This is a genomic window from Streptomyces sp. NBC_01622, from assembly GCF_045209635.1.
Classification (GTDB): domain Bacteria; phylum Actinomycetota; class Actinomycetes; order Streptomycetales; family Streptomycetaceae; genus Streptomyces.
The window spans coordinates 6,520,811-6,541,226 of the sequence record NZ_CP109293.1 but is presented as its reverse complement, the minus strand read 5'-3'; the positions used below and the strand labels follow the sequence as shown (position 1 = coordinate 6,541,226).

General features: G+C 69.9%; 18 protein-coding genes and 2 pseudogenes. 11 read left to right on the top strand and 9 right to left on the bottom strand.

The genetic code is table 11. The annotated features are described in order from the left end of the window. Positions 1-107: 107 nt before the first annotated feature. The gene (locus OH768_RS30145) at positions 108-1,166 is read left to right on the top strand and encodes a LacI family DNA-binding transcriptional regulator (protein WP_406458790.1); all 1,059 of its coding nucleotides are present in this window, start codon (positions 108-110) and stop codon (positions 1,164-1,166) included. A gap of 139 nt (positions 1,167-1,305) precedes the next feature. On the opposite strand, the gene OH768_RS30140 is transcribed toward OH768_RS30145, so the two are convergent. The 4 genes from OH768_RS30140 to OH768_RS30125 all read right to left on the bottom strand — a co-directional run bounded on the left by OH768_RS30140 (position 1,306) and on the right by OH768_RS30125 (position 5,395). Continuing rightward, the gene (locus OH768_RS30140; protein ID WP_406458788.1) at positions 1,306-2,340 is read right to left on the bottom strand and encodes a CU044_5270 family protein; all 1,035 of its coding nucleotides are present in this window, start codon (positions 2,338-2,340) and stop codon (positions 1,306-1,308) included. Further along, positions 2,337-2,942, bottom strand: a complete 606-nt coding sequence (locus tag OH768_RS30135) for an RNA polymerase sigma factor (RefSeq protein ID WP_406465504.1) — start codon at positions 2,940-2,942, stop codon at positions 2,337-2,339. The genes OH768_RS30140 and OH768_RS30135 overlap by 4 nt, the downstream gene beginning before the upstream one ends. 132 nt (positions 2,943-3,074) lie before the next feature. Continuing rightward, positions 3,075-3,623, bottom strand: a complete 549-nt coding sequence (locus OH768_RS30130) for a hypothetical protein (RefSeq protein ID WP_406458786.1) — start codon at positions 3,621-3,623, stop codon at positions 3,075-3,077. Between the two features lie 2 nt (positions 3,624-3,625). Beyond that, entirely contained in the window at positions 3,626-5,395 is a 1,770-nt protein-coding gene (locus OH768_RS30125; protein WP_406458784.1) for a DEAD/DEAH box helicase, read from the bottom strand. Between the two features lie 301 nt (positions 5,396-5,696). Here OH768_RS30125 and OH768_RS30120 point away from each other — a divergent pair, with 301 nt between their 5' ends. Next, positions 5,697-6,515 (top strand): SAM-dependent methyltransferase, encoded by an 819-nt coding sequence (locus OH768_RS30120; RefSeq protein WP_406458782.1) that lies wholly within the window; start codon positions 5,697-5,699, stop codon positions 6,513-6,515. A gap of 267 nt (positions 6,516-6,782) precedes the next feature. On the opposite strand, the gene OH768_RS30115 is transcribed toward OH768_RS30120, so the two are convergent. Then, on the bottom strand, positions 6,783-7,499 hold the full coding sequence (locus OH768_RS30115; protein ID WP_406458780.1) for a GPP34 family phosphoprotein: 717 nt from the start codon (positions 7,497-7,499) through the stop codon (positions 6,783-6,785). 43 nt (positions 7,500-7,542) lie between these two features. Continuing rightward, on the bottom strand, positions 7,543-7,959 hold the full coding sequence (locus OH768_RS30110; protein ID WP_406458778.1) for an ATP-binding protein: 417 nt from the start codon (positions 7,957-7,959) through the stop codon (positions 7,543-7,545). A gap of 218 nt (positions 7,960-8,177) precedes the next feature. Between OH768_RS30110 and OH768_RS30105 the strand changes: the two genes are divergently transcribed. The 3 genes from OH768_RS30105 to OH768_RS30095 are packed head-to-tail and all read left to right on the top strand — an operon-like array spanning position 8,178 to position 9,445. Further along, on the top strand, positions 8,178-9,023 hold the full coding sequence (locus tag OH768_RS30105; protein ID WP_406458776.1) for a helix-turn-helix domain-containing protein: 846 nt from the start codon (positions 8,178-8,180) through the stop codon (positions 9,021-9,023). A 10-nt stretch (positions 9,024-9,033) separates the two neighbouring features. Continuing rightward, a complete protein-coding gene (locus OH768_RS30100) occupies positions 9,034-9,219 on the top strand; it encodes a DUF397 domain-containing protein (RefSeq protein WP_406458774.1) in 186 nt (61 codons plus the stop codon). Between the two features lie 10 nt (positions 9,220-9,229). After that, a complete protein-coding gene (locus OH768_RS30095) occupies positions 9,230-9,445 on the top strand; it encodes a DUF397 domain-containing protein (RefSeq protein WP_406458772.1) in 216 nt (71 codons plus the stop codon). Here the strand turns inward: OH768_RS30095 and OH768_RS30090 are convergent. Next, positions 9,432-10,481 carry a zinc-binding dehydrogenase gene (locus tag OH768_RS30090; protein WP_406458770.1) on the bottom strand — a complete coding sequence of 350 codons (1,050 nt, stop codon included), beginning with the start codon at positions 10,479-10,481 and terminating at the stop codon, positions 9,432-9,434. The genes OH768_RS30095 and OH768_RS30090 overlap by 14 nt on opposite strands. Positions 10,482-10,555: 74 nt before the next feature. On the opposite strand from OH768_RS30090, the gene OH768_RS30085 reads away from it, so the two are divergent. Both OH768_RS30085 and OH768_RS30080 read left to right on the top strand, forming a co-directional pair. Continuing rightward, the gene (locus tag OH768_RS30085) at positions 10,556-11,131 is read left to right on the top strand and encodes a TetR/AcrR family transcriptional regulator (protein ID WP_406458768.1); all 576 of its coding nucleotides are present in this window, start codon (positions 10,556-10,558) and stop codon (positions 11,129-11,131) included. A 126-nt stretch (positions 11,132-11,257) separates the two neighbouring features. Continuing rightward, a complete protein-coding gene (locus OH768_RS30080; protein ID WP_406458766.1) occupies positions 11,258-14,320 on the top strand; it encodes a Tn3 family transposase in 3,063 nt (1,020 codons plus the stop codon). A 28-nt stretch (positions 14,321-14,348) separates the two neighbouring features. Here the strand turns inward: OH768_RS30080 and OH768_RS30075 are convergent, their stop codons facing one another. Both OH768_RS30075 and OH768_RS30070 read right to left on the bottom strand, forming a co-directional pair. After that, entirely contained in the window at positions 14,349-15,065 is a 717-nt protein-coding gene (locus tag OH768_RS30075) for a response regulator (protein WP_406458764.1), read from the bottom strand. Then, positions 15,062-16,300 (bottom strand): sensor histidine kinase, encoded by a 1,239-nt coding sequence (locus OH768_RS30070; protein WP_406458762.1) that lies wholly within the window; start codon positions 16,298-16,300, stop codon positions 15,062-15,064. Before OH768_RS30070 ends, OH768_RS30075 begins: the two co-directional genes overlap by 4 nt. 202 nt (positions 16,301-16,502) lie before the next feature. Between OH768_RS30070 and OH768_RS30065 the strand changes: the two genes are divergently transcribed. The 4 genes and pseudogenes from OH768_RS30065 to OH768_RS30050 all read left to right on the top strand — a co-directional run. Then, positions 16,503-17,195, top strand: coding sequence for an ABC transporter ATP-binding protein (locus OH768_RS30065; RefSeq protein WP_406458760.1), 693 nt, complete (start codon positions 16,503-16,505; stop codon positions 17,193-17,195). Continuing rightward, positions 17,192-19,558, top strand: a complete 2,367-nt coding sequence (locus OH768_RS30060) for an ABC transporter permease (protein ID WP_406458758.1) — start codon at positions 17,192-17,194, stop codon at positions 19,556-19,558. The genes OH768_RS30065 and OH768_RS30060 overlap by 4 nt, the downstream gene beginning before the upstream one ends. Before the next feature lie 247 nt (positions 19,559-19,805). Continuing rightward, positions 19,806-20,156: pseudogene (locus OH768_RS30055) on the top strand (recombinase family protein); the annotation flags it as partial. A gap of 119 nt (positions 20,157-20,275) precedes the next feature. After that, positions 20,276-20,407 (top strand): annotated as a pseudogene (locus tag OH768_RS30050) (ArsR family transcriptional regulator); the annotation flags it as partial. Positions 20,408-20,416: the final 9 nt, after the last annotated feature.

The following is a 20,416-nucleotide window of genomic DNA, read 5'->3' as shown; positions in this document are numbered from 1 at the left end:
CAACGTTGACTCGACGGGATAGTGAGCCCGTATGGACGAGCGCGTCAAGACACTGGTAAACATGCGTCGGCAACAAGTAGGTAACGCGCAATCAGTTGGAGACAACGATGACTCTGGGCGAGCCGCCGTCGCCGTCCCCCCGCAGCCGCCCCACCATGCGCGAGGTGGCGGCACTGGCAGGCGTCGCCATCAAGACGGTCTCCCGCGTGGTCAACGAGGTTCCCACCGTCGATCCGGCCATTGCCGCCCGGGTGCGTGACGCGGCCGACAAACTGGGCTACCGGCCGAACCTGACCGCCAGCAGCCTGCGCCGCGGGGACGGCCGTACGGCCACGATCGGGATGCTCGTCGAGGACGCGGCGAACCCTTTCTCGGCGGCCCTGAGCCGAACCGTCGAGAACGTGGCACGGGGGCGCGGAGTGCTCGTGCTGGTGGGAAGCCTCGACGAGGACCCGGCCCGGGAACGGGAGTTGGCCCGTGCTCTCATCGACCGGCGGGTGGACGGCCTGGTGATCGTGCCGGCCGGCCGCGACCACAGTTATCTGATCAGCGAGCAGCGTTCGGGCACCTGCATGGTCTTCGTCGACCGTGAGCCCAGCCTGCTCGACGCGGACACCGTCGTCTCCGACAACCGGCGGGGTGCCGTCACCGGCGTCAACCACCTGCTGAAGTCCGGCCACCGCCGCATCGCCTACCTCGGCGACCGCGCGACGATCTCCACCGCCGCCCAGCGTTTCGACGGCTACCGGCACGCCCTGGAGGTCGGGCACATCGAGTACGACGAGGAGATCGTCCGGCACACCGGGGCCAGCGAGGAATCCGCGATCGCCGCGACCCGGCGGCTCCTGGCGCTGCCGAACCCGCCCACCGCGCTGTTCACCAGCCAGAACTTCGTCACGATAGGGGCCGTGCGAGCCCTGCGCGCACTCGGTCTGCAGGGAACCGTCGCCCACGTGGGCTTCGACGACTTCCCTCTCGCCGACATCCTCAGCCCGGGGATCTCCGTCATCGCCCAGGACGTCGAGCAGTTGGGCAGGACGGCCGCCGAGATGCTCTTCAGCAGACTGGACGGCGACCGGTCACCCACCCGCGCGGTCACCATTCCGACCCGGCTGATCGAGCGGGGATCCGGCGAGATCACGGCCGGAGGGCCCCGCCACGACTGAACCGCCGCACGCGACGGCGGCCGGGTCGGCAACGCCTTCGGCGGACAGCCATTCACTCGTGTCAGGTCCCTGGCCCCAGGCGCAGGGCCCAGGACCCAGGGCAGCGCTTGGGCCGGCGCGGCCACTCTCACGTGATGCGTCACCCAGCGGCAGGCGACTCGCCGGCCTTGTCGACCACGGCATGGTCCAACTCGGCGCTGCTGGACAGCAGGGTGCCGGACTCTCCGTAGGACTCGTCCTTGGTCAGGTAGCTGCGGGAACCGAGGAAGGCGTAGTCCTTCTTGTCGAAGACCCACTCGGTCCTGACGCCGTAACGGGTGTCGTCACGCGCGATGCCGAGACCCTGCCGGCCGATGGCGTCGCGCGCCTTCGGGGCCGGGGTGACACCGGGGATCTTCGCCGCGGCCCGGTAGAGGGCGGCAGCGGTGCGGGGCGGCGTCAACGTGCCGAGCAGCGAGCCGATCTGCTCGAACACCGCCTGGTCGCGCTCGCGGCCCGTGGCGTGCGGGGTCTTCGCGTACAGGTAGGCCAGCAGCTTGTCGGGGTCGGTGGGCAGGGAGCTGAGCCAGTGGTAGGTGGGCCGGTTGATGCCGGCCGCCGTGCCGTGGGTGTCGCCGAGTTCGGCGTTGATGGGCAGGGTCTCACCGTCTTCGCGGATCAGACCGAGCTTGAGCAGACGCCCCGGCTCCTGGGCGGACCACACCTCACGGACCGTCAGCGGGCCGAGTACGGCCTTCCCGGTGGTGAGGTCGGCACCGCGGGCCTTCTCCTTGGTGTAGACGAACTGATCGTCCCGCACGGTGCGGGCAGGGTGTCCCCCTGCGGCGGCGGAGATCCGGTCGAGGAGGGCCGCGGCAGGCTGCATGTCCGTGGCCACGCCGTGCGACGCGGTGCCGGAGGCCCCCTTGCCGCTGTCGGTCAGGGCGATTCCCGCGGTCAGTGCGCAGGCCAGGGCAAGTGCGGTCGCCGGCGCCAGGAGCGCGGGCCGCAGCAGCCGACGGGTCGGCCGGGTAGGTACGGCCTGGTCGCGGTCGATGGTGTGCATCAGTAGATCCTTGTGACGAAGGTGCTGCTCGCGCGGAACGTCCCAGTCGGCCGGGGGCGGTAGCAGGCGGGCGATCTCCTCGCGGTCGCCGCGCCACTCCCGGGAAGCGGAGGTGGTCCTGTCCTTCATGTGAGCTCCTCCCGCACGGGCAGGGCCGCGATCGCGGCCGCACTTGTCATCTCTCCGCGGGCAGAGCCCGGTTCCAGGTTTTCCTCAGCGAGACGGGCGAGCTTCTTGCGGGCACGCGAGAGCCGGGAACGTACGGTCCCGACCGCGATGCCCAGAGCCTCGGCCGTCTGCTGGTAGTCCAGGCCGGACCACACGCACAGGGCCAGCACCTCCCGCTCCTGGCGTCTCAGCCGGTCCAGGGCGACCTGAACAGCACGCAGGCGGCGCGCGTCATCGATGCGTCCGGCCAGCTCGGGCGCGAAGTCCTCCACGCTCGGCGGCCGGGGCTGCCGCGCCAGGAACAGCTGGCGTCGGCGCAGGCTCCGCCGGGCGTTGTCCGCCTTGTGGGTGGCGATGCCCAGCAGCCAGGGCAGCAGGGAACCGCCGTCCTCCTGTACCCGCGTCCGCGTGCGCCACGCGGCCAGGAACGTCTCGGACATGATCTCTTCGGCTGTCGACCAGTCGCCGGTCAGGCGCAACCCGTGGTTGTACACGGCGCGGGCGAACTCCTCGTACAGCTCGGCGAACGCCACGCGGTCCCCCTCGCGCACGCGGCGGCGCACCTCGTTCTCTGAGTCCTTCACACCCTCTTCTCTCCATGAAGCGGGTGGAGTTCCCGTGGTCTGCGTCACCTGCCGGTACGGCTGCTGAAGGGGACCGTGCCACCCGCCGTCGGATCGCCGTCTACATCGCCTTCAGAAGTAGTTGTCCGGCTTCAGGGAGTTGAGGGCGATCCACCGCTGCGGTGTCGTGGCGGTGGGTACGTCGGCGCCGTGCGACGAGGCGCGGAAGAAGTCCTGGGCGTCGAGGGCGATCCGGGGGTCGTCGTCGACGCGGCGCGCCATCTCGTAGTAGACGGCCAGCACATGGACACATCGGGGAGCGTCGGCCGGGCAGCCGCAGTCGATGCCGACGACGTGCGGTACGGGCCGGTGTCCGTCGTCGGCCAGCGCGCGGTACAGCTCGTCGGTGAGGACGGGCCGGACGCCGGACAGCCGGCGGGAGATGCCGGCCATCACCTCCCGGGGCATCGCCGCGACCTCGATGTTCGCCACGAAGACATTGCGGCCGTGGTGGATGACGGCTCGTACGGTCCGGCCGTCGATCGTGATCTCGACCTTCCCGTCACGGGCGAGTCTGCGCGCACGTGGGAGCTGCGGATCGGGGCGGGTCTGGCGCAGCGGCTCGGCGAGCCGGACCCAGTCCCTGCCCCACGGCGTGTATCCGAAATCGCTGTCGGGCATGGTCAGTTGTCCCGCTTCCGGCGCAGGACCTCGATGAGGCGGTCGTCGTCCAGGCGCGCCAGCCCCGCGACACCGGACATGTCGGCGATGTCGGAGAGCGCGGTTTTACGCGAGTGCATGGCCGCGATGTGCTCCTCGACGGTCGTCCCCGTGGTCAGGGTGGTGATGGTGACGGTGCGGGTCTGTCCGATCCGGTGGACCCGGTCGGAGGCCTGTGCCTCCACGGCCGGATTCCACCAGCGGTCGAAGTGGATGACGTCGGCCGCGCGGGTGAGCGTAAGCCCGGTGCCGCCGGCTTTCAGGCTGAGCACCATCACCGGCGGGCCGTCGGGGGCCTGAAACCGGCGGACGAGGCCGGACCGCTGCTTCTGGTCCAGGCCGCCGTGGAAGAACGGCACGCCGATCCCGAACTGTTCCGCGCAGTGCCGCACCAGGAGTTCACCGGTCCGCACGTACTGCGTGAAGATCAGGGTGGGCGAGCCCGTTTCGAGGTTGTTGGCCACGATGTCGGTGCAGAGGTCGAGCTTCCCCGACCTGCCCGCCAGCTCGGCCAGATCATCCAGGCCGTCGCTGAGCAGACCCGGATGGTTGCAGACCTGCTTGAGCGCGGTCAGGGCCGCCAGCACCCTGGTCCGGCGCTGCGCACCGCTGCCGAAGCCGTCGTCGATGACCTGCTCCAGGACGCGGTCGTACGACTGCTGCTGTTCCTCGGTCAGGTCGCAGATCAGATCGGCGTGGATCTTGGCCGGGAGCGAGCCGGCGACCTGGGCCTTCTTCCGCATCAGGACGACCGGCTCGATCACCCCGCGCAGGCGGGCGGCGGCGGCGGCGGAGCCGTCCGCGATCGGCCGGACGAAGCGGCGGCGGAACTGCGTCCTGTTCCCGAACAGGTGCGGTGCGACCAGGTTGAGCAGTGCCCAGAGTTCTTCCAGGTGGTTTTCGACGGGCGTTCCGGTCAGGGCGATCCGGGTGTCGGCCGCGAGGGTCCGCGCGGCCTTCGACACCTGGGTGCGGGGGTTCTTCAAAACCTGTGCCTCGTCGAACACCGCGGTGATCCACCGATGCTCCGCCAGGGCGGGGCCGTGCAGGCGCAGCGTCGGGTAGCCGGTGAGGACGACCGTGCCGCCGGCCGCTGTCTCCAGCGGGCCGCCGCGCCAGACCGCCGTCCGCAGGCCGGGGGCGAACCGCTCGATCTCGTGTGCCCAGTTCCCGACCAACGACGTGGGGCACACCACCAGTTGGGGCCCCTCCGCGGCCCGCCCGGTGAGGTAGCCGATGGCCTGCAGCGTCTTGCCGAGTCCCATCTCGTCGGCGAGCACCGCGCCGCCGTGCGCGTCGACGGTCTCCCGCAGCCAGCTCACCCCGCGCACCTGGTACGGCCGCGGCGTGGCGGTCAGTGTGTCGCGCAGTTCGGTGGCGACGGCGCGGGTGTGGCGGAAGACGGCCACGGCGTGCTCGGCGGACGTCACGGCGGCACCGGTGGCGTCGGGGACGGCGTGCGCCGCGATCGGAAGGGCCGCGTCGCCCCCCGCGAGCAGCTGCCGCCAGGCATCCACCGACCGGCCGGGCACGTCGAGGGGCGCGTCGGCGAGCCGGTCCGGCTCGATGAGCGCGCAGTCGACGTCGGTCACCTCGAACCCGTCACGGTCCGGGGCCGGTACGACCAGGGCGACTGCCTCGACGTCATCGGCCGGCGGAGCGGCGCCCGCGGCTCCGCCGGACCAGTTCCACAGGGCGAACATGTGCCGGTCGGGCAGATAGGTAGCCTGCACGAAGAAACAACCCCGGGTGCGCTCGACAAAGAACTGACGCCTGGACCGTAGGGAACGAAAAGACCCCTGTCAATTCCCTTTTCCCATGAACCAGTCCATTCCCAGAGGGAGTTACCAAGGCCATACCAGCCCCTCTCTGTCAATTGATTCAAGAGAAATAACGGCCGGTTCCAGAAATCCACCGAGGACATATCGCAAGCCCCTTTGTCAATTCCCGATCCGACGGAGTCGTCTCCCGGACGACAGCGGGCGTGTCAGGATGATGATCTGACAGCCACTCACCAAGACGGAGCCTGGCCTCATGACCTCTCCCAGCGGCGGCAGCAGCGGTGCGTTGCCCTTGCAGATCGACACCAGCAGGCCCCACCCGGCCCGGATGTACGACTACTTCCTCGGCGGCAAGGACAACTACCCGGTCGACCGGGACGCCGCCGAGCAGTTCATCAAGGCCGCTCCCGAGGTGCGGGAGGGCGTCCGGGCCAACCGGCGCTTCATGCACCGGGCCGTCCGGCACGTCGTGGAAGAGGGCGGGGTGCGGCAGATCCTCGACATCGGGACCGGGCTGCCCACCGAGCCGAACGTGCACCAGATCGCGCACGCCGTCGCCCCGGACACGCGGATCGTCTACGTCGACAACGACCCGATCGTCAGCACCCACTCGATGGCCCTCATGGAGGACACCGACACCTCGGTCATCCTGGCCGACCTGCGCGATCCGCGCTCCATCCTCGACCACCCCGAGGTGCGCGCGGCCATCGACTTCGACCAGCCGGTGGCCGTACTGCTGGTCGCGGTCGTGCACTTCCTCGCCGACGACGGGGACCCGTACGGCATCGTCGCCACCCTGCGCGACGCGCTGCCGGCCGGTTCCTATCTCGTCCTGTCCCACGCCACCGGCGACGTCCACGAGGACCAGCGCGAGGAGGCGGCCTCCGTCTACAACCGCGCCACCGCCACCCTGAACCTCCGCACCCACGCCCAAGTCCTGGACTTCTTCGGCGACTTCACCCTCGTGGACCCGGGCCTGGTCCGCGTCACCCACTGGCGCCCCGAGCAGACTCCGAACCCGGACGCCCCGCCCATCGGCATCTACGGCGGGGTGGCCCGGAAGGACAGTTAGGGGCCGTCCGGCGGATCAGGTCGCAGGAAAGCGACGGTGGCTGATCGGCACCGGTGAGCGGGGTGTGGTGCGTGCGGCTGCAAGGCGGAGGAGACGTTGACATCAGCGGCTCCGCCGCGGGCGACGCGGTGGGGGCACCTCCCGGCCGAAGGCTGGGGGACGTCGGCGAGTGACGACAACGCGGCTGGGGGTCCCCCCACGCCTTTAGGGCAGTGGGGGAGTGCGTGCCACCCCCGCGTCTGCGACAGGATCCGCCGGACAGGCCCCCTAGTCGCCGACCGTGATCGTCCGGCCCTCCCGGGCCGGCAGCGAGAAGCCCAGCACGGTGCTCGTGTCGCGCAGGGCTTCCGGGAGGGCTCCTGCCGCGCCGATGCCCCGGGCGCGTTCGAGGCGTTGGGGGCGGGTCATGGTGAGGCCGAAGTCCTTCGTCAGACCGGCGCCGTCCAGCAAGTCGCAGAGGAACAGCATGTGTTCGTCCAGCGGCACCTGTTCGGCGCGGACGGCACGGACGCCGTCGAGCAGGGCGTTACGGAGTGCGGGATCCGGGTGGTGGCGTGTCCTGGTGAGGAGGGTGCCGGGTCTGTGGCGCAGCACGCCTCGCTCGATGAGTGCGCCCGTGTGCAGGGCGAGTGCTTCCCGGCCGCGTTCCCTGAGCCAGCGGGTCACCGTCAGGGGGCGGGGGGCGAGTTGGGCGGCTCGCGTCCCCACGGCGGACAGCAGGTCGTCTGCCCATGTCAGGCCCGTGCGGGTCGGGTTGGCCGACAGCTCGATCTCGCCGCGGTTCCGGTAGATCTCGAGGCCCAGTTTTCTGGTTTTCCTCGGTCTGATCAACAGCCTTCTCCGCAGGGCCAGTTCACCCAGTTCCGCCGCCGCGCAACCCGCCGCCGTCTGGGCCGAGTTGGGCACCCTGCCGTTCTCCCCGTACGACAGCAGGGTGAACTCCTCGGGCAGGGACAGGCGTTGGAGCGGCGCGGGTCCGAACATGCGCTGCATTCTGCACGGCGGGGCGGTCGTCCGCCGCCAGGAATCAGGAAGCGGTACCGGGCAGGTCGAACCACACCGCCTTGCCCTCCGGGCGGGACAGACCGTCGTACGGTACGGCGACGCCGTGGCCCCAGCTGCCGCGGGTGAGGGCGTCCACCAGGAACAGACCCCGGCCACCCGTCTCCCACCGTTCCGGCGTCAACTCCCTTATCACCGGCGGGTTCTCGTCGCCGTCGTACACCACGACACGGATGCCCTGCGGGTCGGCCGACAGCCACAGCGCGGCACCGTCGCCCTTGGCGTGCACGCAGGCGTTGGTGACGAGTTCGGAGGTGCAGAGGGTGGCGTCTTCCACGAGCGCGGTGTCGAGGCTCAGTTCGCGGAGTACGGAGGCGACGAAGTCGCGGGCGATGCGGGGGGATGTTTCGAGGGGTGGGCAGAACAGGGTGTACGTGGGCATGCGGCATCGACTCCGGGGAGCGGGGGGTGGATTGGTTTCCGCGCCGTGCGGGTGGCTTCGCCTCGGGTGTCGACGGCCCGGGGTGCACTTCCAACTGGCGTGGGGCAGGGGTGAGTTGCGGATGGGTGACGCCATGGACACTCTCCGTGAGTACGCGATGACGGTACCCGGTATATTTGCAACGACGCAACCGCGTCAGCAGAATCGAGGAGCACGGCATGCCCCCAAGGGTCACTCCCACCGCACGTCAGGGGCGTCTGGGCGCGGAACTCCGCAAGCTGCGCGAGGCGGCGGGACTGGTCTCCCGAGATGTCGCCGCCTGGCTGGGCACCAGCCAGGCGCAGATCAGCAACATCGAGGCCGGGAAGCACGGGATCAGCGAAGAGCGGCTCCGCCGACTCGCCGCGCACTACGCCTGTGACGACGCCCAACTCATCGACGCCTTGGTCCGCATGGCCAATGAGCGGGACAAGGGATGGTGGGAGGAGTACCGGGGAGTGCTACCTCCGAGAGTCCTCGATCTCGCCGAGTTGGAACACCACGGCACGTACGTCCGCGCCTTCCAGGCCGTGCACATCCCCGGCGTCCTCCAGACCGAGGAACACATGCGGGCAGCCTCGATCTTCGCGGAGCCGGGCCTCCCCGACGCCGACCGCGAGGCCCGCCTGTCGTTCCGGCTGCGACGCCAAGAGGTGCTCGAATCCGGGACCTTGTACGAGGCGGTCGTCCACGAAGCTGCCCTGCGCATGCGTGTCGGCGGGGCCAAGGTCACCCGCGTACAACTTGAGCGCCTCATCCAGGAGTCCGAGCGGGAAAACCTGACGCTTCGTGTGATCCCTTTCAGCGCGGAGGGTTTCGCCGGTGCCGGGCACCCGATGCAGTACATCGGTGGAGTCGTCCCCCAGTTGGATACCGTTCAGATCGACACGGTCCACGGAGCCGAATTCATCGATGCCGCCGCCCAGTTACACCGCTACCGGGCACGCCTCGATCGCGTCACCGGAGCCGCCCTCGACCAATCCGCTTCCCTCGACCTCATCCGCCACATCGCCCAGAACCTCTGAAAGGCCCTCCATGTCCCTCAACCTGCACTGGCAGAAGTCCTCCTTCTCCGGAGGTGGCGGTGCTGAAGACTGCCTGGAAATAGCCGCCGGCCCCACCACCCTCCACCTCCGCGAAAGCGACCACCCCACCACAATCCTCACCCCCACCCCCACCGCCCTCCACGCCCTGATCCGCCGTATCGCTCAGGAACTGTGAAAGGCCAGCCGTGTCCTCTCCCCTCCACTGGCAGAAGTCGTCGTTCTCCGGAGGCGGCAGCGGCGAGGACTGCCTGGAAATAGCCGCCGACCCCACCACCCTCCACCTCCGCGAAAGCGACCACCCCACCACGGTCCTCGCCCCCACCCCCACCGCCCTCCACGCCCTCCTCCGCACCTGCCGGAGTGGCGGTGGAGCCGGATGGAACGGACTCAGGGGTGCATGACGATCTTCCCCACGTGCTCCCTGCGGGAGAGTTCCTCCTGCGCCTGAGCGGCCCGGTCCAGAGGGAAGGTCGCGGCGACGACGGGCTGGACCTCCGCCCGGCGGGCCAGGTCCACGAGGAGGCCGAAGTGTGTCGGCGTGTGCATCGAGGACCCGATGACCTGGGCGTTGTGCAGGTAGAGACGGCGCACGTCGAAGGTCACGTCGTATCCACCGAGTGCGCCGGCGATGACCCACCGGCCCCCTTCGCGCAGCAACGGCAGCCCCTCGCCGACCAGTTCGCCGGCCACGACGTCGAGGGCGACGTCGATGCCCTCCGGGGCGGCGGTGCGGATCTGCTCGGCGACGCCTCCCGCGCGGTCGACGACTTCGTGCGCGCCCGCTTCGCGCACCGCGTCGGTCTTGGTGCCGCTGCTGATGGCGAGCACTCTCGCACCACGCGCACGGGCGATCTGCACCAGCGCGAGGCCGACGCCGCCGGACGCTCCCGAGACCAGGGCGGTCTCCCCCTTCCGCAGCCGGCCCCGCTCGATCATGCCCAGCGCCGTGCCGTAGGCGGTCGGCAACGCCGCGAGCTGGTCGTCCGTGAGCGGGGATTCCGTCACGTCATGCACTCGCTCCACCGGCGCTGTCACGTACTCGGCGTATCCGCCGTCGCGTTCGCTCCCCATCAGGCCCACCGGGTTGGCGTCCGGTCCTTCGGTGTCGTAGATCGCGGGGTCGACGACCACCCGGCGTCCGACGAGGCTCCCCTCCACTCCGGTCCCGGCGGCCACGACGCGGCCGGCCACGTCGGCGCCCTGGATGCGCGGGAAGTCGATCGGGCCGCGCCAGCCCGACCTCGCCGTCGGGTCTCCCGGACGGCCGTAGGCGCCCTCCCGGGTCCACAGGTCGGTGTTGTTCAGGGCCACCGCGCCGACCTGGACCAGCACCTCTCCCGCCCGCGGGGCAGGGACGGCGACCTCCGCCGGCTCAAGGACCTCGGGGCCTCCGTGCCCTGTGATCCGCACCGCTCGCATGAACCGGGACGTACTCATCGCCTGAACCTCCTCGCAGGTATACTGATCTGTGAACATCTCTCACCGTACACCGATCAGTGAAGGGGCCTGCAGTGCAGGAAGCGCGGCCTTTGACCCCGGCCGGCCGCCGCATCGTGGCGGCCGCGGAAGAGCTGTTCTACAACCGCGGAATCACAGCGGTCGGTGTGGATCTGATCGCTGAGCACTCAGGGGTGACCAAGCGGACCCTGTACAACCAGTTCGGTTCGAAAGACCACCTCGTGGCGGCTTATCTCACGGGCCGCGACCAGCGCTGGCGGTCAGTCGTCCGTGCGGCCGTCGATGCCAGTGACACTCCCGTCGAGGCCGTCACCGCGCCCTTCGAAGCACTGCGGACCTGGTGCGAGACCAACACCCGCGGCTGCGCCTTCATCAACGCGCTCGCCGAACTCCCCGACCCCTCGCATCCCGCACACCGCGTCGCCGTGAACCAGAAGCGCTGGCTGCTGAACCTGTTCAAGGAACTCGCCGTCACGGCGGGCCGCTCGCACCCGGCCGCCCTCGCCACCCAACTCCTCGTGCTGCACGAGGGCGCTGTCGCCACGCAGCCCCTCTCGCTCGACACCCTTCCGGAGAGCACTGCCCTGGCACGAGTCCTGGTTCAAGCCGGCACATCGCGCCGCCACTAGGGGTGCCAGTAAGAACCGTGTCACCAGCCGCAAACGGCGGTGATCTTGCGCGGGCGTCACCCGTGTGGGTGAGTCCGGCGCCGTACGGCTGCGGTGTGTGAAGCCCCGCGAGGACGATCGACGATCGTGGCCCGTACCCCGTTGGACCTGGATGAGCTGGTCGAGCACTGGACGCTGCTGAATGACGAGCAGGGACTTGTGTCCGGCAAGCGCGGTGCGACGCGACTGGGCTTCGCCGTGTTGCTGAAGTTCTATACGCAGTACGGCCGGTTTCCCCGGAACCGGGCCGAGCTACCCGGTGAGGCCGTGGAGTTCGTCGCCCGGCAGGTGCAGGTTCCCGCCTCGGAGCTGGATTTATACGACTGGACGGGCCGTACGGTCGAGTACCACCGGGCGCAGGTCCGGGGCCACCTCGGCTTTCGGGAGTGCAGCGTCGCGGACGCGGAGAAGCTGACGGCGTATCTGGCCGAGCGCGTCGCGCACAAGGAACGCAGGCCCGAGCAGGTCCGGGTGGAGCTGTTGGCGAGGTGCCGCGCGGAGAGTATCGAGCCACCGACGCTGGGCCGGTGCGACCGGATCGTCGCGGCTGCGCTGCGGGCGGCCGAGGAGTCGCTGACGGCGCGGATCTCCTCTCGGTTGACCGCTGAGAGTATCGAGCGGTTGGTGGCTCTGGTGGCCGTCGGCACCGACCAAGACGATGAGGCCGGGCCCGGCGGTGGCGGCACGGAAGGCGGGGACGGGCCGCCGGTGCTGGGGAAGATCAAGGAAGCGCCGGGCAATGTGAGCCTGGAGACGATGCTCACCGAGATCGACAAGCTCCTGGCCGTGCGGGCGGTCGGCCTGCCGCCGGATCTGTTCATCGACGTCGCGCCGAAGGTCGTGGCCGGCTGGCGGGCGCGGGCCGCGGTGGAGTCGCCTTCCCATCTGCGGACGCACCCGGTACCGCTTCGGGTGACCTTGCTGGCCACACTGCTGCACGAGCGGGAGCGGGAGATTACCGACGCACTGGTCGAGCTGCTGATCTCCACGGTGCACCGGATCGGGGCGCGGGCGGAGAAGAAGGTCACCGAGCAGCTGATCAATGCGTTCAAGAAGGTGTCGGGCAAGGAGAACATCCTCTTCAAGCTCGCTGAGGCGTCGCTCGGCACCCCGGAGGGGACGGTGCGGCAGGTGGTCTTCCCGGCGGTGTCCGGGGGCGAGGCGACGCTGCGGGAGTTGGTGCACGAGTTCAAGACTCGCGGCCCGGTCTACCGGCGCACGGTGCAGACCACGCTGAAGGCGTCGTACACCAACCACTACCGGCGCGGGCTGATCAAGCTGTTGGACGTGCTGGAGTTCCGCTCGTCCAACCACACCCACCAGCCGGTGATCGAGGCCCTGGCGCTGGTGGCCCGGTACACGAGCGCTGGGAACACGACGTACTACCCGCTGGGTGAGACGGTGCCGGTCCACAAGGCGATGGGCGGTGACTGGGCGGAGGTCGTCCACCGCGCCGACAAACGCGGCCGGCGGCGGGTGGTGCGCATGGTCTACGAGGTCGTCGCCTTCCAGGCCCTGCGCGACCAGCTCAAGTGCAAGGAGATCTGGGTCGTCGGCGCCGACAAGTGGCGCAACCCCGACGAGGACCTGCCCCAGGACTTCGCCGAGCGGCGCGAGGAGAACTACCGCGAGCTGCGCAAACCGCTGGATGCTGCCGTCTTCGTCGACGAGCTGCGCGAACAGATGACGGCCGAACTGACCCTGCTGAACGAGCGAATGCCCAAGCTGTCCTGGCTGGACATCGCCGAGCGGAAGTCCGGGGCGATCCGGCTCACGGCGGCCGAGGCCCAGCCCGAACCGCGTAATCTGCGCAGGATCAAAGGCGAGGTTGCGCGGCGTTGGGGCATCGTGCCGCTGATCGACATGCTGAAGGAGGCGGTGCTGCGGACCGGGTGCCTGGATGCAGTCACCTCCGTCTCCGGCGGCGGCAGCCTCTCGCCGGAGGTGTTGGCCGAACGCTTGCTGCTGGTCATCTACGCGTACGGCACGAACACCGGGATCAAAGCCGTGGTATCCGGCGGCCACGGCCACACCGAGGACGAACTGCGGTACGTACGGCGCCGGTATCTGTCCGCCGAGGCCGCTCGCGCCATCGCCGTCCAGATCGCGAACGCCACGTTCGCCGCCCGCAGCACCGAGTTGTGGGGCCAGGGCTCGACCGCGGTCGCCTCCGACTCCACGCACGTCCGAGCGTACGACCAGAACCTGTTCACCGAGTGGCACTCGCGCTATGGCGGCCGCGGGGTGCTCATCTACTGGCACGTGGAGAAGAAGTCCCTGGCCATCCACTCCCAGCTGATCAACTGCACCGCGTCCGAGGTCGCCCCGATGATCGAGGGCGCGATGCGGCACGGCACCACGATGGATGTCGAGGCCAACTACACCGATTCGCATGGCCAGTCGGAAATCGGCTTCGGAATCACGAGACTGCTGAACTTCGACCTGCTGCCCAGGATCAAGCGGATCAACAAGGTGAAGCTGTACCGGCCGACGGCCGGCGAGGCGGACGCCTACCCGCGGCTCACCCCGGCGCTGACCCGCCCGATCCGCTGGGAGCTGATCGCTCAGCAGTACGACCAGATGATCAAGTACGCTACCGCGATCCGTACGCGTACCGCCTCGACCGAGGCGATCCTGCGGCGCTTCACTCGCAACGCCTCCCATCCCACCTACGCGGCGATGCTGGAGGTCGGCCGTGCCCAGAAGACCATCTTTGTTGCCCGCTATCTGCGGATGCGCGACCTTCAGCGGGAGATCGAGGAGGGCCTGAACGTCATGGAGTCCTCCAACGGTGCGAACTCGGTGATCGCCTACGGCAAGGGCGGGGAGATCGCGTCGAATAGGCGGGACGAGCAGGAGATGTTCGTGTTGTGCCTGCGGATCCTCCAGTCCGCCCTGGTCTACGTGAACACCCTGATGCTCCAGGACATCCTCGGAGAACCGGAGTGGGCCGACTTCCTCACCCCGGCCGACCGGCGCGGCCTGACCCCGCTGTTCTGGTCCCATGTGCGCCCGTACGGCGAGGTAAACCTCGACATGGCCGTCCGCCTGAGCCTTGCTTCGACCACGGTGCCCAGACCCCGTGCTGCGGAAGAGACGGACGGCAGAGAGCCGGTTGAGGATCGTCAGGGCATGTTGCCCCTGCCCTGAGGGTATTCGGACGCCGTGAAGTGGCTGGTCACACGCGCTGCTGACCGGCGGGCCGCGAAGCGGCCTCGGTTCCGCCGACGCTGACCAGGCCCGTTTCGTAGGCGACGACGACCACCTGGGCGCGATCGCGGAGTCCGAGCTTGGCGAGGATGCGGGCGACGTGGGTCTTGACGGTCGCCTGGGAGAGGCGGAGGCGGGCGGCGAGCTCGGCGTTGCTCAGCCCCTGGGCCAGTAGGCGCATGACTTCGAGTTCGCGCGGGGTCAGCGCGGCCAGGTCTCGGTGGATCGCCGCGGTGGCGGAGTCGCGGCGGGCGAACCGCTCGACCAGGCGGCGGGTGATGGCGGGGGCCAGCAGCGCGTCGCCGGTGCGCACCATGCGGACGGCGGCGGTGAGGTGTTCGGGGCTGACGTCCTTGAGGAGGAAGCCGCTGGCCCCTGCGGACAGGGCGGCGTAGACGTAACGGTCGAGGTCGAAGGTGGTCAGGATGATCACGCGCGGGCCATCGGCACCCTCGCCGCCGGAGCCGGTGAGAATGCGCCGGGTGGCCTCCAGGCCGTCCATCTCCGGCATGCGGATATCCATCAGAACCACGTCGGGCAGGGTGCGCCGGACCGCGTCGACGGCCTCAACTCCGTTGTTGGCCTCGCCGACCACCTTGATGCCCTCGGACGCCAGGATCATCCTGAAGCCGGTACGCACCAGCGCCTGGTCGTCAGCGACCACCACGCGCAGCGGCTCGGTCATGATGCCTCCAGGGGTACCAGTGCGGTGACGCGGAAGCCGCCGCGGGGTCTGGGGCCGGTGTGCAGGGTCCCACCGTAGACGGCGAGGCGCTCGCGCAGGCCGATCAGTCCGCGCCCGTTGCCGGTGGACGCGGAGGCGCTCGGGCGGCCACCGGTGTCGGCGACCTCCACGCGCAGTTGGTCGGCGGCGTATTCGACGATCACTTCCGTGGACGCGCCACTGGCGTGCTTGACGGTGTTCGTCAGCGCCTCCTGCACGACCCGGTAGGCAGCGAGTTCGACACCGGGCGGAACAGGGCGGGGCTGCCCCGTCACGGTCAACTCGACCGCCATTCCGGACTGCCGCACACCTGCGACCAAGGTCTCCAGCCGGTTGAGGCCCGGCTGCGGGGCGAGATCCGCCGACGGGTCCCCGTCCGGTCCTTCGGCGTCCGTCGTGAGCAGCCCCATGACCTGGCGCAGCTCGCTCATCGCTGCCCGGCCGCCGGTCTCGACCGCGAGCAGCGCCTCGCGGGCCTGGTCAGGGTCGGCGTCCATGATCTTGCGGGCGGCGCCGGCCTGGATGACCATCACGCTGACGTTGTGCGTCACCACGTCGTGCAACTCGCGGGCGATGCGGGCGCGTTCCAGCTCGACCGCCCGGCTCAGCGCCTCGACCTGTTCGCGCTCCAGCGTGGACAGCCGTGCGTGTCCCGCGTCGACCCTGCGCCGCCACATGCGGACCTCGTAGGCCGCTGCGAACACCGGGATCAGGACCAGGACCGCGACGACACCGTTCCGGAATTGGGGCAGCTTCGCGTTGGTGAACAGGACCACCAGTACCACGGCCGCCACCGGCAGGCTCACCAGCGTCGGCACCGGGTGGGAGCAGTAGGCCGCAGCACTGTAGACGGCGACGAGGCAGACGACGCCGGCGTAGAAGGCGATGTCCCCCGAGTCGCGCATGATCAGCGGAGTCGCGGCCGTCACGGTCCACAGCACCGCCAGCGGAAACCGGCGGCGCAGCGCCAGGGGCGCCGAGGCGAGCGGCACGAGGAGCACCGCGCCGGTCCAGTCAACCGGCCCGGCCCCGTTGTTCATGATCGTGACGTAGCGGATGCCGTCGGCGGCGAGGATCAGCGCCAACGCTACGTCGAATGCCCGGCTGCGCGGGGTGGGCCGTGGCAGCTGACCGGTCGGGCGCGCCATCTGCCCGGCCAGTTCGCGCAGTCGGTCCATGATCGGCACGTTCACCATCCGCTCATTCTCGCCGCCGCCGCGGCCTCGCGGCATCCACCTGGTGATCAGGCGGGATACATCCGTGGACTACATCGCAGGGATGACAGCGGTCAGCCTCGTCCCGACGCGGTACCGGGAATGCCTCCCGCGGCGGACGCACCGTGCCCGGCGGCGCACCTAGCGTCGACCAGGCCATTCAGGGCCATCCAGGGAGACGACCATGACCACGCCGTTGATCAAACTGCGCGATGTGAGCCGCCGATACGACGACGCTCTGCCCGCGCTCGCCGAGGTGTCGCTCACCGTTGCGCCCGGTGAGGCGGTCGCGGTCCTCGGGCCCTCCGGTAGCGGCAAGTCCACCCTGCTCAACCTGCTCGCCGGGCTTGACCGGCCGAGCGCGGGGACCGTCACCGTGGCCGGTGTACGGGTCGACGAGCTCGGCGAGGCCGCCTCGGCACGCTACCGACGGGCCAGCATCGGGATGGTCTTCCAGTTCTTCAACCTCCTCGACGACCTGACCGTCGTCGACAACGTGGTGCTGCCGGCGCAACTGGCCGGCCTGGCGCGCGGCGAGGCGCGCCGACGCGCGGCGGAACTGCTCGAAGCGCTCGGCATCGACCGCCACGCCCATGCCTACCCGGGCAGGCTGTCCGGCGGTGAGCGGCAGCGGGTCGCGGTGGCCAGGGCTCTGATGAACCGTCCAGCGCTACTGCTGGCCGACGAGCCGACCGGCGCGCTGGACACCGCCTCCGGTGAGGACGTAAAGGACCTGCTCGGCGACCTGCACGCCGACGGCCAGACCATCGTCCTGGTCACCCACGATGTGGCATTGGCACAGTCCTGCGCGACGCGCACGATCCAGCTCGTCGACGGCCGGATCGCCGCCGACTCGCACGTGGGGGCGGACCGATGAGCACGCTGGGGAAGGTGGTGCGCGCGGGCGTGGGCCGCCGCCGGGTCCAGACGGTAGTGACCGGGTTGGCCGCCATGATGGCGGTGGCCGCGTCCGTGCTGGGCGGGTCGCTGCTCGTGGCCTCCACCGCTCCGTTCGACCACGCCTTCGCCGGGCAGCACGGAGCGCATCTGACCGCGCAGTTCGACGCGGGCAGGACCACGACCGCCCAGTTGTCGGCATCCGCGCACGTGGCCGGCGTCGCCGCCGCGTCGGGGCCGTTCCCGACTGCGACGATCACCGCGCACAGCGGCGCCGGTACCGCCCTGCCGCCCGGCGTGGACCTGCCGCCGATGACGGTCGTCGGTCGCGCCGGTCCCGGCGGACCCGTCGACGACGTCACGCTGACCGCGGGCAGGTGGGTGACCGGCCCCGGCGAGATCGTGTCCGTCGGCATCCCCCTGGGCTCGACCCTCCGGGTTCTCGGCCTTCCCGGCAGCCCGACGCTCACCGTGGTCGGCGTCGCCCGGTCGGTCAGCAGCACCGCCGACGGCTGGGTGACACCGTCCGAGATCACCGCACTGACAGCACCCGGCGCGCCACGCCGATACCAGATGCTGTACCGCTTCGCCGCGGCCGGCACCACCGAGCAGATCGCCGCCGACCGCGCCGCGATATCCGCGGCGGTCCCCGCAGGGGCGCTGACCGGGGCGCAGTCCTGGCTCAACGTCAAACTGGGCACCGACCGCAACACCGCACTGTTCATACCGTTCCTCATCGCGTTCGGCGTCCTGGGCGTGGTCATGTCGGTACTCATCGTCGGCAACGTCGTCGCCGGCGCGGTCGGTGTCAGTACGCGACGGATCGGCATCCTCAAGGCCATCGGATTCACCCCGGCCCAGGTCGTACGGGCCTACATGAGCCAGGCCCTGGTCCCCGCGGCGGTCGGCACCGTGATCGGGGTCGTCGCAGGCAACGCCCTCGCCATCCCGGTGCTCTCCACGACCAACCAGCTCTACGGCACGAACACCTCGGGCGTTGCCCCCCAGGTCGATGTTGCGGTGATCGCCGGAGCACTCGGCCTGACGGCCGTGACCGCCTGGGCGGCCGCCCTTCGGGCGGGCCGGTTGCGCACCGTCGATGCGCTCGCCGTCGGGCGCACCCCGCGCCCCGGCCGCGGCCAGCGGGCAGCCCGGCTGGCAGCACGGCTCCCGCTGCCCCGGCCGGTCAGCCTCGGCCTCGCCCACCCCTTCGCCCGCCCCGCTCGCACCGCCGCGATGGTCGCAGCGATCGTGTTCGGCGCCACCGCCGCCACATTCGCCATCGGTGTAGGCGCTTCGTTGGCCCAGGTGCAGGCCGCGAAGAACCACGACAACGCCGATGTCATCGTCCCCACGTTCGCCCCGCAGTCCGGGCATGGACCCGTCGCTCGCAACCGGGGACCGCGGACGCCGACCTCAGCCGATCCCGCCGCCATCACCGCCGCGGTCAACGCGCAGACCGGGACCCGGGCGTACTACGGCACCGCCGAGACAGAGGTGAGCGTCGCGGGCGTGACCGGTTCCACCACCGTCTTCGCCTTCACCGGCAACGCCTCCTGGGCCGGCTACCGGATGATCTCGGGGAGCTGGTTCCACGGTCCCGGCCAGGCAGTCGTGCCCACCACGTTCCTGACCGCCACGGGCACCCGCGTCGGTGACACCGTCACGCTGGAGGACCACGGCAAGGCGGTCCCGGTCCGTATCGTCGGCGAGGTCTTCGACCCCCACACTCAGACCATGGAGGTCCTCACCGACGCCGCGACGCTCGCCGCCGCGGAGCCGAACCTGCACCCTGACACCTACTCCATCGCCGTCAAGCCCGGCACGGAGGTGCTCGGCTACATCCACAAACTCGACACCGCGCTACGGCCTTTGGGCGTCAGCGCCCAAAGCGACCAGTTCCAGGGCAAGAGCGATGTGATCCTGGCCCTGGACGCGCTGACTGCCATCCTCACACTGATGCTCGTCGCCACCGCCGGGCTGGGCGTGCTGAACGCGGTCGTGCTCGACACCCGCGAACGCGTCCACGACCTCGGCGTCCACAAGGCGCTGGGCATGACACCTCGGCAGGCCGTCACCATGGTCATCGCGTCCGTCGTGGTGATCGGCCTGATCGGCGGCGCCACCGGCGTTCCCGTCGGGGCGGTCCTGCAGGCGGCGATCGTGCCCGCCATGGGCCACAGCGCAGGAATCAACATGCCCGCCTCGGTTATCGAGGTCTATCACCCGACCGAACTGGTCCTGCTCGGACTCGGCGGTCTGCTCATCGCCGTCCTGGGTGCCCTCCTGCCCGCGGGATGGGCCGCCCGGACCCGCACTGCCGCCGCCCTACGCACCGAATAGAAACCGGAGCTCGAAACAAAAGTGCTGGGCTGCTGTCCGCGAGGAACACGCGGACAGCACCCGACGCTCTCGGTTGCGACGATGCCTAGCGTTGGCTGCCCCCCTGCCGAAGCGCCGCGCTGCAAGTGTCGGCAAACGAACGTCTGCCGACACTCGGGTTGGCGATCACGAACCTGCAGGTGGGTAGTGTCGGCAACTCGCGTCGGAAATCAACGTCGGAGAACGATCCTTCGGGTAGTTTCCGACGATGCTCATTGGCTACTGCCGCACATCGACGGCCGACCAGAACCCCGATCATCAGATCGACGCACTACTCCGCCATGGCGTCGGCCGCGACAACATCCACGTCGATGTCGCCAGCGGCGCGAAGGCGTCCCGCCCGAAGCTGGACCTCGTTATGCAGCTGCTGCGCCCGGGCGACACGTTGAAGGTGACCCGGCTCGACCGGCTCTCCCGCTCGGTGCTGCACCTGGTGACCCTCGGCGCCGAGCTGCGCGAGCGGAGTATCGGGCTGCACGTCATCGAGCAGGGCATCGACACCGCCACCATGGAGGGCCGGGCGATGTTCGGGATGCTGTCCGTACTCGCTGAGCTCCAGCGGGAGCTGATCGTGGCGAACACGAACGACGGGCTCGCCTCCGCGCGGGCCCGGGGCGGGTCGGCGGGCGTCGGCCGAAGCTCACAGCGGACCATGCCGCGCTTGCCCAACGGTTCTACGACGAGCGGGAGAAGACCGTCCAGCAGATCGCCGACATGTTCGGCGTCCCCCGGTCGACGGTGTACGGGCACCTCGACAAGACCAAGACCGTCCCCCGCCAGCCGAAGAAGACCGTCACGGTAAAGCCCTGAAAGCTACCG

Bases quoted from the DNA above. Each gene is read 5' to 3' on its own strand.
- OH768_RS30145 (WP_406458790.1), top strand. From the start codon at position 108: ATGACTCTGGGCGAGCCGCCGTCGCCGTCCCCCCGCAGCCGCCCCACC.
- OH768_RS30140 (WP_406458788.1), bottom strand. From the start codon at position 2,340: ATGAAGGACAGGACCACCTCCGCTTCCCGGGAGTGGCGCGGCGACCGC.
- OH768_RS30130 (WP_406458786.1), bottom strand. From the start codon at position 3,623: ATGCCCGACAGCGATTTCGGATACACGCCGTGGGGCAGGGACTGGGTC.
- OH768_RS30120 (WP_406458782.1), top strand. From the start codon at position 5,697: ATGACCTCTCCCAGCGGCGGCAGCAGCGGTGCGTTGCCCTTGCAGATC.
- OH768_RS30115 (WP_406458780.1), bottom strand. From the start codon at position 7,499: ATGTTCGGACCCGCGCCGCTCCAACGCCTGTCCCTGCCCGAGGAGTTC.
- OH768_RS30110 (WP_406458778.1), bottom strand. From the start codon at position 7,959: ATGCCCACGTACACCCTGTTCTGCCCACCCCTCGAAACATCCCCCCGC.
- OH768_RS30105 (WP_406458776.1), top strand. From the start codon at position 8,178: ATGCCCCCAAGGGTCACTCCCACCGCACGTCAGGGGCGTCTGGGCGCG.
- OH768_RS30100 (WP_406458774.1), top strand. From the start codon at position 9,034: ATGTCCCTCAACCTGCACTGGCAGAAGTCCTCCTTCTCCGGAGGTGGC.
- OH768_RS30090 (WP_406458770.1), bottom strand. From the start codon at position 10,481: ATGAGTACGTCCCGGTTCATGCGAGCGGTGCGGATCACAGGGCACGGA.
- OH768_RS30075 (WP_406458764.1), bottom strand. From the start codon at position 15,065: ATGACCGAGCCGCTGCGCGTGGTGGTCGCTGACGACCAGGCGCTGGTG.
- OH768_RS30070 (WP_406458762.1), bottom strand. From the start codon at position 16,300: ATGGTGAACGTGCCGATCATGGACCGACTGCGCGAACTGGCCGGGCAG.
- OH768_RS30065 (WP_406458760.1), top strand. From the start codon at position 16,503: ATGACCACGCCGTTGATCAAACTGCGCGATGTGAGCCGCCGATACGAC.
- OH768_RS30060 (WP_406458758.1), top strand. From the start codon at position 17,192: ATGAGCACGCTGGGGAAGGTGGTGCGCGCGGGCGTGGGCCGCCGCCGG.